The organism is Acinetobacter psychrotolerans, assembly GCF_048552595.1.
GTDB lineage: Bacteria > Pseudomonadota > Gammaproteobacteria > Pseudomonadales > Moraxellaceae > Acinetobacter.
In genome coordinates this window covers 300,293-315,344 of sequence record NZ_JBIMDK010000001.1, presented here as the reverse complement: position 1 = coordinate 315,344, position 15,052 = coordinate 300,293, and the positions used below count along the sequence as shown (strand labels likewise).

Here is a 15,052-nt window from a genome sequence, read left to right as displayed (position 1 = left end):
GCTCCTTACCAGCTTGCCTTAACAACGCCCGGTACATCACCTTGCATTACAGTTTCACGTAATTTGTTACGGCTTAAGCCGAACTTACGGAAGTAACCATGAGGACGACCAGTTAAACCACAACGGTTACGAAGACGCACTGGAGACGCATTACGTGGTAATGCTTGAAATTTCATCATCGCTTCGAAACGTTCTTCATCTGTAGCATTTACGTTTGCAATAATTGCTTTTAATTCAGCACGTTTTGCAGCGTATTTAGCAACAGTAGCTTCGCGTTTCAATTCGCGATTAATCATACCTTTCTTAGCCATATCGACCTCTTATTTGAACGGGAAGCCGAATCCACGCATAAGCGCACGGCCTTCGTCATCGGTGCGAGCAGTCGTAGTAATGGTAATATCCATACCACGAATACGATCGATCTTATCAAAATCGATTTCAGGGAACATTATCTGCTCCTTGAGACCCATTGAATAGTTACCACGACCATCAAATGACTTCGCAGAAAAACCACGGAAGTCACGAATACGAGGGATCGCAATAGAGATCAAACGGTCTAAGAATTCGTACATTTGTTCGCCGCGTAAAGTAACTTTACAACCGATCGGCCAACCATCACGGATTTTAAAACCAGCGATTGATTTACGAGCTAAAGTAAGCACTGGTTTTTGACCAGCAATAGCTTGCATATCAGCTAGAGCACCATCCAACAATTTCTTGTCAGCTGAAGCTGCACCAACACCCATGTTGATGGTAATTTTTGTAATGCGAGGAATTTCCATCACATTAGCCAAGTTAAGTTCATCTTTCAACTTAGCTCGGATTTCTTCATTAAAACGTACTTTAAGTCTGGCCATAGCCTATTTCAACCTATTACTTTGCTGTCGCCACTGATTCACCATTTGACTTATAAACGCGAGTTTTCACGCCTTCAGCCACTTGGTAACCAACACGGTCAGCCTTTTGGGTTGCAGCATTAAAAATTGCTACATTTGAAATATGAAGCGAAGCTTCTTGTGTAACGATAGCACCTTCAGCACCAGTTGCACGGTTCGGCTTTTGATGCTTCTTAACTAAGTTAAGGCCTTCAACCTTAACTTGGTCATTTGAAACAGACAAAACGGTGCCCTGTTTGCCTTTTTCTTTACCTGCGATCACAATTACTTGATCGCCTTTTCTAATCTTAGCCATGATTGCCTCTATTATAGAACTTCAGGAGCCAATGAAATGATTTTCATGAACTGTTCAGTACGAAGTTCACGAGTCACTGGTCCGAAAATACGAGTGGCAATCGGAGCCTTGTTGTTGTTCAAAATAACTGCAGCATTATCATCAAAACGGATCACAGAACCATCTGGACGACGAATACCGAATTTAGTACGAACTACAACCGCATTCATCACGTCGCCTTTTTTAACACGACCACGTGGAATTGCTTCTTTAACAGTAACTTTAATAATGTCGCCAACAGAAGCATAACGACGATGTGAACCACCAAGTACTTTAATACATTGTACGCGGCGTGCCCCACTGTTGTCTGCTACGTCTAGCATACTTTCGGTCTGAATCATTGCCCTACTCCGAAACCGAGCATCACCGGTCGCAATTTCGAAAGGCTCAAAGAGTACTCGAAATTGACCAATGATGCAACAAGAACGTAATTACTCAGCAGCTGCTTCAATAACTTCCACTAAAGTCCAAGCTTTAGTTTTTGAAATTGGGCGGCTTTCTTTAATGGTTACAACATCGCCAGTTTTAGCAGTGTTATTCTCATCATGAGCGTGTAATTTTGTTGAACGGCGGATTGATTTGCCATACAACGGGTGTTGAACGCGGCGTTCGATAAGTACAACAATAGACTTGTCCATTTTGTCGCTTACTACTTTGCCTGTTAACGTGCGAACTATTTGCTCACTCATTGTCCGTTCCCCTGTTTTTCGGTAAGGAGTGTCTTGATGCGAGCAATAGTCTTACGAGTAAGCGCAACTTCATGCGATTTACCCAATTGACCTGTTGCTTTCGCCATACGAAGACGGAATTGGTTAAGCTGTTGCTCATCAAGCAAAGCTGTCAACTCTTCTACCGATTTTTCACGTAGATCTTTAGTTTTCATTACATCACCGTCTTAATAACGATAGCGGTTTTAAACGGAAGTTTAGCTGCTGCAAGCGCAAACGCTTCACGAGCCAATTCTTCGCTAACACCGTCCATTTCGTACAAGATCTTACCTGGTTTGATTTGGCAAACCCAATATTCCACTGAACCTTTACCTTTACCCATACGAACCTCAAGAGGTTTTTTAGTAATTGGTTTGTCCGGGAATACACGGATAAAGATCTTACCACCACGCTTAACACGACGACTAATTGTACGACGCGCAGCTTCAATTTGACGAGCAGTCATTTGACCACGTTCAACAGATTTAAGCGCAATTGTACCAAAAGATACGGTGCTACCGCGATGAGCTAGACCAGTATTACGGCCTTTTTGCACTTTACGGAATTTAGTACGTTTAGGTTGCAACATGGATTATTCTCCCTTTTCAGCAGAACGATCATTGCGACGACCACGACGCTCTTGACCCTCACCACGACCACGACCGCGTTTAGCTGGACGATCTTCAGCAGGAGCTGGGTTCATGACTTGCTTCATGCCACCCAAGATCTCGCCACGGAAAATCCAAACTTTAACACCAATCGTACCGTAAGTAGTTTCAGCGCGCACTGATGAATAGTCGATGTCCGCACGAAGAGTATGAAGAGGTACACGACCTTCACGATACCATTCTGTACGTGCAATTTCAGCACCACCTAGACGACCAGAAACTTCAACTTTAATACCTTTAGCACCAGCACGCATAGTGTTTTGAACCGCACGCTTCATAGCACGACGGAACATTACACGTTTTTCTAATTGTGAAGAAATACCTTCAGCAACTAAACGAGCGTCTAAGTCTGGGCGATCGATTTCGTTGATGCTTACTTGCGCTGGAACACCCATAATTTGAGTAAGTTCACGCTGTAATTTTTCAATGTCTTCGCCTTTTTTACCGATAACGATACCAGGACGAGCAGTGCTAATAGTTACTTTAGCAGCGCCTGTAGGACGTTCGATAAGAATTTTGCTGATCATTGCGCTTTTAAGTTTTTTATTCAAAAACTCACGAACTTGAAGATCTTTAAGCAAATATTCAGCGTATTGTTTCGGACTCGCATACCAGTTGGCGTTATGACGTTTTACAACACCAAGGCGGATACCGATTGGATGAACCTTCTGACCCATATCAAACCCCTACCTTAACGGTAATGTGACAAGTACGCTTAGTAATACGATCTGCACGGCCTTTAGCACGTGGCATAATACGTTTAAGGCTAGTGCCTTCATCAACGTAAATCGTAGTAACTTTAAGGTCGTCTACATCTAAACTGTTATTATGTTCAGCGTTTGCAACTGCAGATTCCAAAGCTTTTTTCACAATCGCTGCAGCTTTTTTATTGCTGAAGCTCAAGATATTAAGCGCGTGAGCAATAGATTTGCCACGGATTAAATCTGCAACCAAACGAGTTTTTTGTGCCGAGATAGCGGCACCGCGTAATTTAGCAGTAACTTCCATCATAGCACCTTAACGTTTAGACTTCTTGTCAACACCGTGACCACGATAGGTACGAGTTGGCGCGAATTCACCGAGTTTGTGACCAACCATGTGTTCAGATACGATTACTGGAACATGGTTACGGCCATTATGTACAGAAATTGTTAAACCAACAAAATCCGGGAGGATCATTGAACGACGCGACCAAGTTTTGATCGGCTTGCGAGTATTACTCGCTACAGCCGCTTCAACCTTAGCGAACAAGTGCGCATCGACGAATGGGCCTTTTTTCAGAGAACGAGGCATTGTCAGATTCCTTTACTTGTTACTTAACGCGACGGTCGCGAATGATCATCTTAGTCGTACGCTTATTGGTACGTGTTTTGTACCCCTTAGCTTTTTGACCCCATGGGCTTACAGGTTGAATACCTTTGTTACGCCCTTCACCACCACCATGTGGATGGTCAACTGGGTTCATCGCCATACCACGAACGGTAGGACGAACGCCACGCCAGCGTGCTGCACCTGCTTTACCAAGTGAACGAAGGTTGCTTTCTGAGTTAGATACTTCACCTAACACAGCGCGACATTCAACATGTACTTTACGCATTTCACCCGAACGAAGACGAATGATTGCGTAAGAACCGTCACGACCTAACAACTGAGCAGAAGTACCAGCAGAACGCACTAATTGTGCACCTTTGCCAATTTTAAGCTCGATGTTATGTAGTGTAGAACCGATAGGCATGTTGCGAAGTGGCAAGCAGTTACCTGGACGAATTGGAGCATCGTTACCAGACTGTACTTGATCACCAGCACGTAAACCCTTAGCAGCGATGATATAACGACGCTCACCATCAGCATACAAAACCAAAGCAATGTGTGATGTACGGTTAGGATCGTATTCAATACGCTCAACTACAGCAGGAATGCCATCTTTGTTACGTTTAAAGTCAACGATACGGTAGTTTTGTTTATGACCACCACCAACGTGACGAGTTGTAATGTGACCGTTATTATTACGACCACCAGTACGTTTTTTAGCTTCAACCAACGGTGAGTAAGGTGCGCCTTTATGAAGATGGTCGTGAACGACTTTCTCTACAAAGCGACGCCCTGGAGACGTTGGCTTACATTTTTGAATTGGCATAATTTTCGTCCTTATTCCGCTGTGCTTTCAGCGGTATCGCCCAAGTCAGCCATTTCAACATCTTGGCCAGCTTTCAGGGTGACGTATGCTTTTTTAACATCAGAACGACGTCCTAATGTTTTACCAAAGCGTTTAGTCTTACCTTTAGTAATAGTCGTGTTAACTTTAACAACTTCTACACCAAATAATTGTTCAACCGCTTTTTTGATTTCAAGTTTGTTTGCATTAATTGCAACTTTAAAAACTTGAACACCAGCAGCTTCACCTAAAGCTTGAGCTTTTTCTGAGAATACAGGTCCTTGTAGGACTTGATAGATACGTTCGTTGTTCATCCGAGTTCTACCTCAATTTTCTTAGCAGCAGCTACAGACATGACAACTTTATCAAACGCAATCAAACCAACAGGATCGATCCCAGCAGCATCAACCACATCAACATGTGGAATATTACGAGCAGCTAGATATAGATTTTCATCTACAGCTTCCGTAACGATTAATGCGCGAGTAGCGTTCAAGCCGTTAAGCTTAGCAAGCAATTCTTTAGTTTTAGGAGCTTCAACAGCAAAATCTTCAACTAGAATAAGACGATCTTGGCGAACAAGTTCAGCTAAGATACATTGCATTGCACCGCGGTACATTTTACGGTTAACTTTTTGAGACCAATCTTGTGGACGAGCAGCAAAAGTTTTACCACCACCAACCCAGATTGGGCTACGGATAGAACCAGCACGCGCGCGACCAGTACCTTTTTGACGGAATGGTTTTTTACCACCGCCAGATACATCGCCACGTGACTTCTGAGCTTTCGAACCTTGACGACCACCAGCTAAATAAGCTGTAACAACTTGGTGTACAAGCGCTTCGTTAAATTCACGACCGAAAGCAACTTCAGATAGTTCAACAGTAGAGCCGGAAACAGTATTTAAATTCACAATATTTCCCCTCAGGCCTTGATCGTAGGACGAACAGTAACGTTGCCACCAGTAGCACCAGGAACTGCGCCTTTAACGACAAGAACTGAACGTTCAACGTCGATAGCAATGATCTCAAGACCCTGTGTAGTTACGCGTTCAGCACCCAAATGGCCAGCCATTTTTTTGCCTTTGAACACGCGTCCAGGTGTCTGGTTTTGACCAGTAGAACCCAAAGAACGGTGAGAAAGTGAGTTACCGTGTGTAGCATCTTGCGTACGGAAATTCCAACGCTTAACACCACCTTGGAAACCTTTACCTTTAGATTGACCAGTTACGTCAACAACTTGACCCACTGTGAACAATTCAACGGTAAGAGAACCACCAACTTCACGACCTTCAAGATCAGCTTCTGTAGCACGAAATTCTTGAACCAAACGACCAGCAGCAACACCCGCTTTCGCGAAATGGCCTTTCTGAGCGTTAGTTACGCGAGATTCGCGACGTTCACCAGTAGTGATTTGAATCGCTTGATAACCATCAGTTTCAAGCGTTTTGATTTGAGTGATGCGGTTAGGATCAACCTCAATCACTGTTACAGGCACAGAAACACCAGCATCTGTAAAGATACGTGTCATACCGCACTTGCGACCGACTAAACCAATAGTCATGTGCATAAACCTCTAAAAAAGCGACCTAATTGACTTAAAACATCAATTAACCCGAAAGCCTTAACCCAATGCGATCTGAACATCAACACCAGCTGCAAGATCCAACTTCATCAATGCATCAACAGTTTTATCTGTAGGTTGAACGATGTCGATCAAACGTTTGTAAGTGCGGATCTCATATTGGTCACGCGCATCTTTATTAACGTGTGGTGATGTTAAAACGTTAAAACGTTCGATGCGAGTAGGCATCGGGATAGGGCCACACACTTGTGCGCCAGTACGTTTTGCTGTTTCTACGATCTCTTGAGAAGATTGATCAATTAAACGGTGATCAAAAGACTTAAGACGGATACGAATTCTCTGGTTAGACATACCAGTTAACTCCAAGCCAAATATATAAAGAATCACCCATGACGCATCTCCCCCTATCAAAATAGAGCAAGTGTCAAAGGCAGTGAATTATCACTAAGGTCATGATCGATGCCACGACTGTAACGATACGGACGACTTTCTTCGCCATCCATCCCCTTCATATCGAAGGGTCGCTTATTATAACGATTGTTTAACGCTTAAGCAAACCTATTTGAGTGCTTTTCCATATATTTAAATAATTTATTGTAAATACTCAGGTTAATATTAAAACAAAAATTTAGACTCGTAAAACGTAATCAATCGCGTGATTAAGAAGTTGATTTCCGTTCATATAATCCATCTGTTGTGACTTTTTCAATCCGCTCAATGATAGTGCAAGCTCTTGACTAAACACCATATCATTCTCTTCATGTTCAATGAATATTTCCAAACTATGTGGTGTAATTTCTGGATGAAATTGAAAACCTAAAACGTTCTTGCCAATTTGGTAGAGTTGATTTGGACATGCTTGATTTTCGGCTAAGCGAATTGCGCCTTTCGGAATATCAAAAGTCTCACTATGCCACTGCATCACACGAACAACTTCAGGGAGTTGAAAGTATTCATCTGGCACAAAGTGACTTTTATTCACCGTTGTCCAACCAAGCTCTTGTACTTCGTTGCGTCGAACATTTGCACCCAAAGCATTGGCAATGAGCTGCCCTCCCAAACACAACCCTATTGCAGGTTTTTGTTCTGCCAAATAGCGGCGGATCCAGCGTTTTTCCAGTTTTAACCATGGGTAATTGGCTTCATCATTTACGCTCATCTCTCCGCCCATAATAATAAGCAAATCCACATCATTCACATGCGGCAATGCTTCTATATCTAATTGTGAATCTATAGGTAAAGCAAAAAATTCCGTTGCGGTAATTTCTGCACCCATTGCTTTTAAATAATCATAACAACTACCAAAACCTTCACCCGCAATATGTTGAAAATAATGAACTTTCAATTTATTCATGTTATCACCTATTCTTGTTGTTTCGCCTACACTGCAAAGCCAAAAATGTACCGTTGTATAAATGCAAAAATGAAGCCAACACCTGTTTTAGATATTAATTTTCACAAATTATTGCTTTTAGATACCAACTGAATATGTTTTGCTTATTTCAATTCTTTTATTGTTCTTATTTTGAGTAATCTTGTGAAACAAAATCCTCAGACCGCTTTAATTCACGCGCCGCGCAAAGCACCTCAATTTATCAATACCGTTCAAGCTCCCTTATTTCGTGCATCTACAATCATTTTCGAAAATACCGATGCTCTGTTTAATCGCCATTGGACAGATGATTATGACTATAGTTATGGCACACATGGCACACCAACCACCTTTACACTAGGCGATAACATTGCCCAAATTGAAGGTGGGCAATATTGTCTACTCGCGCCCAGCGGTTTGTCTGCAATTAATTTAGTCAATTCTTGCTTTTTAAATCATGGCGATGAGGTTTGGGTTGCAGATAATATTTATGGTCCAAATATGGAACATTTACGTAATCTTGAACATCGCTACAACATTATTGTCAAAGTTTATAATCCAATTGATGCAACTTCTTTTCAGCCAAGTGAAAAAGCAAAATTGATTTGGTTAGAAGCAGCAGGCTCGGTCACTTTAGAATTTCCAGACTTAGTTAATTTAGTCAGAAAAGCCAAAGAAAAAAATATTCTAACAGCACTCGATAATACATGGGGCGCAGGTTTAGCCTTTAATACTTTTGATTTTAGTGATGAACATTTGAGTGTCGATATTTCCGTTCATGCTCTGACCAAATACCCAAGTGGTGGTGGTGATATTTTAATGGGTTCAGTTGTTACTAACGACAAAAGCTTACATCACCAATTATTTCGTACTCATGCTATTCAAGGCATTGCTATTTCGGGTGATGACGCGGCTCAAGTACAACGCAGCCTTGCTTCTATGCAATTGCGCTATCAACATCAATCACAAAGTGCTTTGCAAATTTTAGCATGGCTAAAAACCCAAACTGCATTTGCACAAGTATTACACCCTGCCGATCCAGACAACATAAGCCATACCTTTTGGAAAGACACCTGCCAAACTGGACTCAGCGCAGGCTTAGTCAGCGTCATTTTCAAGCCTGAATATGATTTGGTAGCAATTCGTAAATTTTGTGATCATTTAAAACTCTTTAAAATCGGTTTTAGTTGGGGTGGCCCTATTAGTTTGGTGATGCTGTATAACTTAAATGGTATGCGCCAATTAGAACACCCACATTTACAGCAAGGTTTATTGGTACGCTTTTGTATTGGCTTAGAACATCCTGACGATTTAATTGTAGATATTGAAAATGCATTAAAGGTTATTCTAGTTTAATCCGTTTAATTATTGAATTGATAAGTTTTAATCAATGAGATCAATTTAACAAACCACTCCATAGACAATGTGAAATTAAACATAATGCTGCGATTATGTGAGGTGGTTTAGATGCCGCCTCACGTAGCACCACATTCAAACAGTACAAGTAAAACGTAACGATATAAGAATGTATACGCTGTAAAAATTGAGCAAAAATTTCTTTCAATCGTTAAAAATATCAATTTCAAATTCATCAACAAATACAGATTTACAACATCGCCAATTCGTGCAATTTTGTATAACAATAAAGACATAAATATTGAGCAAGATTAAGAATATCCGAACTCAAATAGAAGCTATAGGAATAACAATGGGTACACCAATTATCATCGCAAAAAAAACTTCAGATACAGCACAAGACATCGTATTACATTCACAATTTGCCAATCGGCATGGACTCATTGCAGGGGCAACAGGAACGGGTAAAACAGTAACCCTCAAAGTGCTTGCAGAGAATTTTTCACGGATTGGCGTACCTGTATTTTTAGCAGATGCCAAAGGTGATGTTTCAAGTATTACCAAAGCAGGCTCAAGTAATCCAAAATTTGAAGAACGCATTAAAAGCCTAGGCATTGAGAATGTTCCATTTGCATCTTCACCAACAATTTTCTGGGATTTATTTGGTGAGCAAGGGCACCCTATTCGTACCACCATGTCAGAAATTGGCCCTTTACTTCTCGCTCAAATGCTAAATTTAAACGATACCCAAGAGGGCGTACTTTCTGCGGTATTCCGTGTCGCAGACGACCAAGGGTTATTATTAATTGATTTTAAAGACCTTAAAGCAATGTTGACCTATGTCAGTGAAAATGCATCAGATCTAAAAGCCGAATATGGCAATCTCTCACCTGCGAGCTTAGGCGCAATTCAACGCAATTTATTGGCTTTAGGAGATCAGGGTGGTGAACGCTTCTTTGCCGAGCCTAGTTTAGATATTATGGATTTTATCCAGACTGACTCCAATGGACAGGGTTATATCAATGTTTTGGCAGCAGATAAGCTGATGAATACACCAAAACTCTATGCCACTTTCTTATTATGGATGCTTTCTGAATTGTTTGAAAAACTCCCAGAAGTCGGCGATATGGATAAACCAAAACTGGTGTTCTTCTTTGATGAAGCACATCTACTTTTTGATAACGCAAGCCCAGCCTTACAAGATAAAATTCAACAAGTGGTTCGTCTAATTCGCTCTAAAGGTGTGGGCATTTATTTTATTACCCAAAGTCCACTCGATATTCCAGAAAATGTTTTAGGGCAGTTAGGGAATCGAGTACAACATGCTTTACGTGCATTTACACCAAAGGATCAAAAAGCAGTAAAGACCGCTGCGGATACATTTCGAGCCAATCCTGAATTTAAAGTGGATGAAGCCATTACCGAACTTGCTGTGGGTGAAGCCCTCATTAGTTGTTTAGACGAACAAGGTACACCGCAAGTCGTAGAACGCGCGATGATCATGCCTCCCTACTCGTCATTCAGCCCAATTACTTTAGAAGAACGTAAAGCGCTGATAGCACAAAGTATTGTGGCTGGCGTTTACGACAATGAAGTAGATCGTGACAGTGCTTATGAAATGCTACAACGTAAAGTTTCCGATAACACCCAACAACAAGTCGCTTCGGAAGCAGCAGCACAACAAGCCAAAGAACAAGAGCGTTTAGAAAAAGCACAACAAAAAGAAGATGAAAAAGCTGCTGCTGCACGCTCCAAACTCACCCAAGATGTGATTGGAACATTTGCCAAAAGTGCTGCACGTAGTTTAGGTGGCTCTACTGGGCAAAAAATTGTCCGTGGATTATTAGGATCACTCTTTGGTGGTCGTTAATTTATCTCAGTAATTCAAGAAGGAGTAATTCAACTCCTTCTTGAATTATCTAAAACGTTTTATATAAAAGACTAGCCGTTAAAAATACTGTAAATAAACAATTTTATTCATCTTCTTAGTTTGATTAATTAAGTTTGAATAAATAATCCATAAAAAATTTAAGGTTATTTTTTAAAAAGTATTGCAAGAGCATCTTAAAACATATATTTTAAATATATCTTATAAAGCCAGATAAAAGGTCTAGCCAATGATTCCACAACATATCGAACTTGTTAAATCTACCGTTCCTGTACTTCGTGAAAATGGTGTTGCATTAACAAGCTATTTTTATAAAAGAATGTTGGCAAATAACCCTGAATTAAATAATATTTTTAATCTAGATAGTCAAAATTCTGGACGTCAACCCCGCGCCTTGGCAGCAGCGGTATTAGCATATGCAGAAAATATCGAAAACCCTTCTGTTCTCGCTAAAGCTATTGAGCACATCACCACCAAACACGTCAGCTTAGACATCAAGCCTGACCAATATGCGATTGTGGGTGAAAATTTACTGCATTCGATTAGTGAAGTTCTAGATGTACCAATGGAATCTGATTTAATCGCTGCGTGGAAAGTCGCTTATCTGCAATTGGCTGATATTTTAATTGGCGTAGAAAAGCAAAAGTATCAAGATTTAGCCGCTCAAAATGGTGGCTGGACAGGTTGGAGAGCTTTTGAAATTACTGCAATTGCAGATGCTTCCGACAATGGAAAAATCTTTACTGTGCGTACTGCTGACCAACAAGCTACAGCTCAAGCGAATCCAAATGCATTTATTTCAGTCAAAGTAAAAGTACCAAACAAAGGTATTGAGCAACCACACCAGTATACAGTCCTTACTCATACTGAAAATTCATATCAATTTGAAGTAAAACCTGAAAAAAATCACACTGAATACTCGGTATCTAATATTCTTTTAGACCATTACAAAGTTGGTGATCAAGTTCAATTAACTGCACCTCTAGTGAAGTAATATTGAATTAAAGCGAACAGAATATTAATAAATAAGCGATATATGGTTTCCTCATTCATATATCGCTTATTTTTTTCATAAAAATTCACAATTGGGTTATTGGTCAATATTCTGAAAATTTATATACTGCTATTTGAGTATGCTCATTCAGAGTTTTTATTATGCAACGCATTTACATTATTCTAATCATTATCACACACGCGTTAGCTTTTTCCACATCGAGTCAAGCAGCCCAAGTAAAATCGTCATTGCATTGTAAAGACCAAGCAATTCAACAAGCTCAAAAACTTTTAGAGTTTCATTTCGGGCCAGATGACCGTATCGAAATTTCACAAGATGTCAAAGCCTTAGCTTCTATCGTTAATCCAAGAAATAAAAAACAAAGATTCGATGTTCTAGAAGTATGGGGATTTATTTATAAAGGTGAATATCGTATGCGTTTCGAATACTATTTGGAAAAACAAGGTACGTGTTTGTTAATGGGGCAAGAAATTCTTGAATACGCCAATATTTAGATGACATACCATTTCACGACTATTCACGCTAAGATAGGTGGGTATATGATTATGTCGAAGTTTATTTAAATTTATGCAACTCAACAAATTTACCGATTATGCGCTCCGTATTTTAATGTACATCTCTCAACCGAAAGATGTACCGTATACGATTGCTGAAATTGCAGAGAACTTAAAAGTTTCACAAAATCATTTGGTTAAAATCGTTCATTTCATGGGAAAACAAGGCTGGCTAATTACCACACGTGGTAAAGGTGGCGGTTTACGTCTAAATCCAGAAATTTTAGACTATCGACTCGGTCATATTGTTCGTATTCTTCAAGGCGATGCACAAATCGTAGAATGCAATACCCCACCTTGTGTTTTACGCTCTCGTTGTGGACTAAAAGGTATTTTAGATCATGCAGTTGAAGCATTTTATCACAGTCTTGATCAATACACTGTTGCAGAAGTATTGAATACTCCACCTCAGCAGCACAAGCTTGTCGACTCCCCCATTCCAAACCTTAATGTATAAATCACACTACCTTTTACTCAAATAAGATTTATCAAAATTCGCTTGAATCTTCGACTTCCTTTATAATGCACTTCGTTCATCCGTTTATTGAAGTTGAAGTATGCATCGCAGCAGTGGAAAGTCTAGAAATAGCAAGACATCAAACACCCCTAAACAAAAAATCAGCTATGAGAAAATGGCGGATCCTGCGATTTCAGAATATTCAACTTCATCTTTGAACTGGTTGCATAGTGCTGAATTCCTCATGAGTGCGCCAAAACTGAATCTTTGTGTAGAAGATACAGGCTATGAAATTGCATTTGCAGGTCGTTCAAATGCAGGGAAATCAAGTGCAATCAATGCACTAACCAACCAAAAGCAATTGGCTCGTGCGTCTAAAAGACCTGGTCGTACTCAAATGCTCAACTTTTTCAGCTTGGGTAATCCAGATCAGCGCTTGGTCGATTTACCAGGATATGGCTATGCAGCCGTACCTGAAGCAATGAAAATTGTTTGGCAAAAAGAACTGGAAAATTATTTGATTCATCGTCAAAGCCTACAAGGGCTTGTTTTATTAATGGATATTCGCCATCCATTACAACATTTTGATGTCATGATGTTGGAATGGGCATATTCACGCCACTTATTTGTTCATGTACTTTTAACCAAATCGGATAAACTGAATCGCGGACCTGCCAGCAAAGTTTTACTCGACGTACAACAAAAATTGAAAACAATGAAACTTAATTTCTCTATTCAATTATTCTCATCTTTAAATAAACAGGGTCTTGAAGAACTTGCATCGATCATGGCAGGACGTCTAAATTACACACTAGATAAAACAATCGGTTTTGATCTCGATGCAATTCCAGAAGCCACAGCAGACGATATGGATGATGAAGTTACTGATCATGAATTAGACGATGCAAGCGACGAATCTGTCACTGAATTTATTAAAGATGGTGATATTTCAAACAAATCTGAATAAATTTCGCCTTTTTTTCGATTGTCCGACCAAAATCATCACTAATTGATATTCGAATGTCCTAAATTGCTAATAACAATTCAGGGCATTTTTTTATACTGAAATTATAAAGTGTGAATTCACATGATAAAAATTAGGACACTGTGATGAAGTTATTATCTAAATTAAAGAACAGTAAGATTGGATCGTCTATTCAATACCATATTAAGCCACGTAAAGTTAAATTCGAATGGCAAGACACACCAATAGATTGGATTCCAAATCAACCATTCTCTAGCTATTTCATTAATGAAATTAATATGATTTTACCTGCGGGTGAGTTTTGGTTTTGTCGCCTCTATAACAAAGTATTACCCCAGATTACCGATGAAAAATTAAAAGAAGATGTTCGTGCTTTTATTCGCCAAGAAGCAATGCATGCACAAGCCCATAGTTCAGCAAATAAAGAGTATTTAACGGTTCGTAATATCGATATACAACGTAATCTAGATATTATGGAGCTTTTATTTACCAAAGTTTTGGCAGATAAACCATTTACCGTTATTCCTGTACCGGGTCCACTTGAACATCAGTGGGATTTATTCCGTTTAGGTATTGTGGCAACGGTTGAGCACATGACATGTGTACTCGGTAAATACGTGTTATATAATAAAAAATGGGCTGAATTGGGTGCAGATGCCAATATGCTCGATTTAGTAAAATGGCACGGCGCAGAAGAAATTGAACATCGCACTGTCGCATTTGACTTATATCGTCATTTAGGTGGTGGCTATATTTCTCGTTATTACCAGAGTGTCATTGTAATCGCTGCTGTATTAGGTCTTTGGGTAGATGGTGCAGCACATATTATGGGCCAAGATCCACGTTTTGCTGATAAAAAACCCGCCGTTTACAAACCGTGGATTTGGCGTGAATGGGCAAGTATTGCTCAAAAAGATAATCGTTTGATGCCACATCCACTTTGGCTCATATCGCAACAACTGGGCTATTTAATGCCTTGGTATGATCCTGTCCATGAGGCTAAAACTGAAGATGCGATTGCATACTTAGACCAGTCACCTGCTGCGAAACGCGCTTTACCTAAGGTTGCTGCTTAAGTATC

Annotated in this window: 22 protein-coding genes and 1 pseudogene; 7 read left to right on the top strand and 16 right to left on the bottom strand. The window is 40.1% G+C overall.

Features of this window, described 5'->3' with window-relative positions; all coding sequences use genetic code 11:
* Positions 1-5 precede the first annotated feature (5 nt).
* The 16 genes and pseudogenes from rpsN to ACG94X_RS01325 form a co-directional block, all read right to left on the bottom strand.
* On the bottom strand, positions 6-311 hold the full coding sequence (gene rpsN / locus ACG94X_RS01400) for a 30S ribosomal protein S14 (protein WP_166322118.1): 306 nt from the start codon (positions 309-311) through the stop codon (positions 6-8).
* A gap of 9 nt (positions 312-320) precedes the next feature.
* Positions 321-857, bottom strand: coding sequence for a 50S ribosomal protein L5 (rplE, locus tag ACG94X_RS01395; protein ID WP_419381942.1), 537 nt, complete (start codon positions 855-857; stop codon positions 321-323).
* 16 nt (positions 858-873) lie between these two features.
* Positions 874-1,191 carry a 50S ribosomal protein L24 gene (gene rplX, locus ACG94X_RS01390; protein WP_419381941.1) on the bottom strand — a complete coding sequence of 106 codons (318 nt, stop codon included), beginning with the start codon at positions 1,189-1,191 and terminating at the stop codon, positions 874-876.
* Positions 1,192-1,202: 11 nt separating this feature from the next.
* A complete protein-coding gene (gene rplN, locus ACG94X_RS01385) occupies positions 1,203-1,571 on the bottom strand; it encodes a 50S ribosomal protein L14 (RefSeq protein WP_004725701.1) in 369 nt (122 codons plus the stop codon).
* Positions 1,572-1,661: 90 nt separating this feature from the next.
* Complete coding sequence (rpsQ, locus tag ACG94X_RS01380; RefSeq protein WP_419381940.1) at positions 1,662-1,919, bottom strand: 30S ribosomal protein S17; 258 nt, start codon at positions 1,917-1,919, stop codon at positions 1,662-1,664.
* A complete protein-coding gene (gene rpmC / locus ACG94X_RS01375; RefSeq protein ID WP_004650482.1) occupies positions 1,916-2,113 on the bottom strand; it encodes a 50S ribosomal protein L29 in 198 nt (65 codons plus the stop codon). Before rpmC ends, rpsQ begins: the two co-directional genes overlap by 4 nt.
* Positions 2,113-2,526, bottom strand: a complete 414-nt coding sequence (gene rplP / locus ACG94X_RS01370; protein WP_419381939.1) for a 50S ribosomal protein L16 — start codon at positions 2,524-2,526, stop codon at positions 2,113-2,115. Before rplP ends, rpmC begins: the two co-directional genes overlap by 1 nt.
* A pseudogene (gene rpsC / locus ACG94X_RS01365) lies at positions 2,466-3,282 on the bottom strand (30S ribosomal protein S3). Before rpsC ends, rplP begins: the two are co-directional and overlap by 61 nt.
* Position 3,283: 1 nt before the next feature.
* Positions 3,284-3,613, bottom strand: coding sequence for a 50S ribosomal protein L22 (gene rplV, locus ACG94X_RS01360; RefSeq protein WP_419381938.1), 330 nt, complete (start codon positions 3,611-3,613; stop codon positions 3,284-3,286).
* Between the two features lie 9 nt (positions 3,614-3,622).
* Positions 3,623-3,898 (bottom strand): 30S ribosomal protein S19, encoded by a 276-nt coding sequence (gene rpsS / locus ACG94X_RS01355; protein ID WP_139853116.1) that lies wholly within the window; start codon positions 3,896-3,898, stop codon positions 3,623-3,625.
* A gap of 19 nt (positions 3,899-3,917) precedes the next feature.
* A complete protein-coding gene (gene rplB / locus ACG94X_RS01350) occupies positions 3,918-4,742 on the bottom strand; it encodes a 50S ribosomal protein L2 (protein WP_419381937.1) in 825 nt (274 codons plus the stop codon).
* A gap of 11 nt (positions 4,743-4,753) precedes the next feature.
* Positions 4,754-5,074 carry a 50S ribosomal protein L23 gene (gene rplW / locus ACG94X_RS01345; RefSeq protein ID WP_067661648.1) on the bottom strand — a complete coding sequence of 107 codons (321 nt, stop codon included), beginning with the start codon at positions 5,072-5,074 and terminating at the stop codon, positions 4,754-4,756.
* On the bottom strand, positions 5,071-5,673 hold the full coding sequence (gene rplD, locus ACG94X_RS01340) for a 50S ribosomal protein L4 (protein WP_419381936.1): 603 nt from the start codon (positions 5,671-5,673) through the stop codon (positions 5,071-5,073). The genes rplW and rplD overlap by 4 nt, the downstream gene beginning before the upstream one ends.
* An 11-nt stretch (positions 5,674-5,684) precedes the next feature.
* The gene (rplC, locus tag ACG94X_RS01335; protein ID WP_086164638.1) at positions 5,685-6,323 is read right to left on the bottom strand and encodes a 50S ribosomal protein L3; all 639 of its coding nucleotides are present in this window, start codon (positions 6,321-6,323) and stop codon (positions 5,685-5,687) included.
* A gap of 60 nt (positions 6,324-6,383) precedes the next feature.
* Positions 6,384-6,695 carry a 30S ribosomal protein S10 gene (gene rpsJ / locus ACG94X_RS01330; RefSeq protein WP_004725677.1) on the bottom strand — a complete coding sequence of 104 codons (312 nt, stop codon included), beginning with the start codon at positions 6,693-6,695 and terminating at the stop codon, positions 6,384-6,386.
* Positions 6,696-6,972: 277 nt separating this feature from the next.
* Positions 6,973-7,698 carry a type 1 glutamine amidotransferase gene (locus tag ACG94X_RS01325; protein WP_419381935.1) on the bottom strand — a complete coding sequence of 242 codons (726 nt, stop codon included), beginning with the start codon at positions 7,696-7,698 and terminating at the stop codon, positions 6,973-6,975.
* 183 nt (positions 7,699-7,881) lie between these two features.
* On the opposite strand from ACG94X_RS01325, the gene ACG94X_RS01320 reads away from it, so the two are divergent.
* From ACG94X_RS01320 to ACG94X_RS01290, 7 genes are all read left to right on the top strand, one after another.
* Positions 7,882-9,072 (top strand): PLP-dependent transferase, encoded by a 1,191-nt coding sequence (locus ACG94X_RS01320; protein WP_419381934.1) that lies wholly within the window; start codon positions 7,882-7,884, stop codon positions 9,070-9,072.
* A gap of 352 nt (positions 9,073-9,424) precedes the next feature.
* The gene (locus ACG94X_RS01315; RefSeq protein WP_419381933.1) at positions 9,425-10,942 is read left to right on the top strand and encodes a helicase HerA-like domain-containing protein; all 1,518 of its coding nucleotides are present in this window, start codon (positions 9,425-9,427) and stop codon (positions 10,940-10,942) included.
* A 247-nt stretch (positions 10,943-11,189) separates the two neighbouring features.
* A complete protein-coding gene (locus ACG94X_RS01310) occupies positions 11,190-11,954 on the top strand; it encodes a globin domain-containing protein (RefSeq protein WP_419381932.1) in 765 nt (254 codons plus the stop codon).
* Positions 11,955-12,115: 161 nt separating this feature from the next.
* A complete protein-coding gene (locus ACG94X_RS01305; protein ID WP_419381931.1) occupies positions 12,116-12,469 on the top strand; it encodes a hypothetical protein in 354 nt (117 codons plus the stop codon).
* Positions 12,470-12,542: 73 nt separating this feature from the next.
* Complete coding sequence (locus ACG94X_RS01300; RefSeq protein ID WP_419381930.1) at positions 12,543-12,986, top strand: RrF2 family transcriptional regulator; 444 nt, start codon at positions 12,543-12,545, stop codon at positions 12,984-12,986.
* Positions 12,987-13,086: 100 nt separating this feature from the next.
* Positions 13,087-13,953: a ribosome biogenesis GTP-binding protein YihA/YsxC gene (gene yihA / locus ACG94X_RS01295; RefSeq protein WP_419381929.1), complete on the top strand. Its 867-nt coding sequence runs from the start codon at positions 13,087-13,089 to the stop codon at positions 13,951-13,953.
* A gap of 140 nt (positions 13,954-14,093) precedes the next feature.
* Positions 14,094-15,047, top strand: a complete 954-nt coding sequence (locus ACG94X_RS01290) for a metal-dependent hydrolase (RefSeq protein WP_419381928.1) — start codon at positions 14,094-14,096, stop codon at positions 15,045-15,047.
* The last annotated feature ends 5 nt before the right edge of the window (positions 15,048-15,052 follow it).

What these genes read in the sequence shown, in the direction of transcription:
- rplC (WP_086164638.1), bottom strand. Translation starts at nt 6,323, where the DNA reads ATGACTATTGGTTTAGTCGGTCGCAAGTGCGGTATGACACGTATCTTT.
- rplP (WP_419381939.1), bottom strand. Translation starts at nt 2,526, where the DNA reads ATGTTGCAACCTAAACGTACTAAATTCCGTAAAGTGCAAAAAGGCCGT.
- ACG94X_RS01315 (WP_419381933.1), top strand. Translation starts at nt 9,425, where the DNA reads ATGGGTACACCAATTATCATCGCAAAAAAAACTTCAGATACAGCACAA.
- rplV (WP_419381938.1), bottom strand. Translation starts at nt 3,613, where the DNA reads ATGGAAGTTACTGCTAAATTACGCGGTGCCGCTATCTCGGCACAAAAA.
- rplB (WP_419381937.1), bottom strand. Translation starts at nt 4,742, where the DNA reads ATGCCAATTCAAAAATGTAAGCCAACGTCTCCAGGGCGTCGCTTTGTA.
- rpsN (WP_166322118.1), bottom strand. Translation starts at nt 311, where the DNA reads ATGGCTAAGAAAGGTATGATTAATCGCGAATTGAAACGCGAAGCTACT.
- ACG94X_RS01310 (WP_419381932.1), top strand. Translation starts at nt 11,190, where the DNA reads ATGATTCCACAACATATCGAACTTGTTAAATCTACCGTTCCTGTACTT.
- yihA (WP_419381929.1), top strand. Translation starts at nt 13,087, where the DNA reads ATGCATCGCAGCAGTGGAAAGTCTAGAAATAGCAAGACATCAAACACC.
- ACG94X_RS01305 (WP_419381931.1), top strand. Translation starts at nt 12,116, where the DNA reads ATGCAACGCATTTACATTATTCTAATCATTATCACACACGCGTTAGCT.
- ACG94X_RS01300 (WP_419381930.1), top strand. Translation starts at nt 12,543, where the DNA reads ATGCAACTCAACAAATTTACCGATTATGCGCTCCGTATTTTAATGTAC.
- rplE (WP_419381942.1), bottom strand. Translation starts at nt 857, where the DNA reads ATGGCCAGACTTAAAGTACGTTTTAATGAAGAAATCCGAGCTAAGTTG.
- rpsJ (WP_004725677.1), bottom strand. Translation starts at nt 6,695, where the DNA reads ATGTCTAACCAGAGAATTCGTATCCGTCTTAAGTCTTTTGATCACCGT.
- rpsS (WP_139853116.1), bottom strand. Translation starts at nt 3,898, where the DNA reads ATGCCTCGTTCTCTGAAAAAAGGCCCATTCGTCGATGCGCACTTGTTC.
- ACG94X_RS01325 (WP_419381935.1), bottom strand. Translation starts at nt 7,698, where the DNA reads ATGAATAAATTGAAAGTTCATTATTTTCAACATATTGCGGGTGAAGGT.
- rplN (WP_004725701.1), bottom strand. Translation starts at nt 1,571, where the DNA reads ATGATTCAGACCGAAAGTATGCTAGACGTAGCAGACAACAGTGGGGCA.
- rplX (WP_419381941.1), bottom strand. Translation starts at nt 1,191, where the DNA reads ATGGCTAAGATTAGAAAAGGCGATCAAGTAATTGTGATCGCAGGTAAA.
- rpsQ (WP_419381940.1), bottom strand. Translation starts at nt 1,919, where the DNA reads ATGAGTGAGCAAATAGTTCGCACGTTAACAGGCAAAGTAGTAAGCGAC.
- rpmC (WP_004650482.1), bottom strand. Translation starts at nt 2,113, where the DNA reads ATGAAAACTAAAGATCTACGTGAAAAATCGGTAGAAGAGTTGACAGCT.
- rplW (WP_067661648.1), bottom strand. Translation starts at nt 5,074, where the DNA reads ATGAACAACGAACGTATCTATCAAGTCCTACAAGGACCTGTATTCTCA.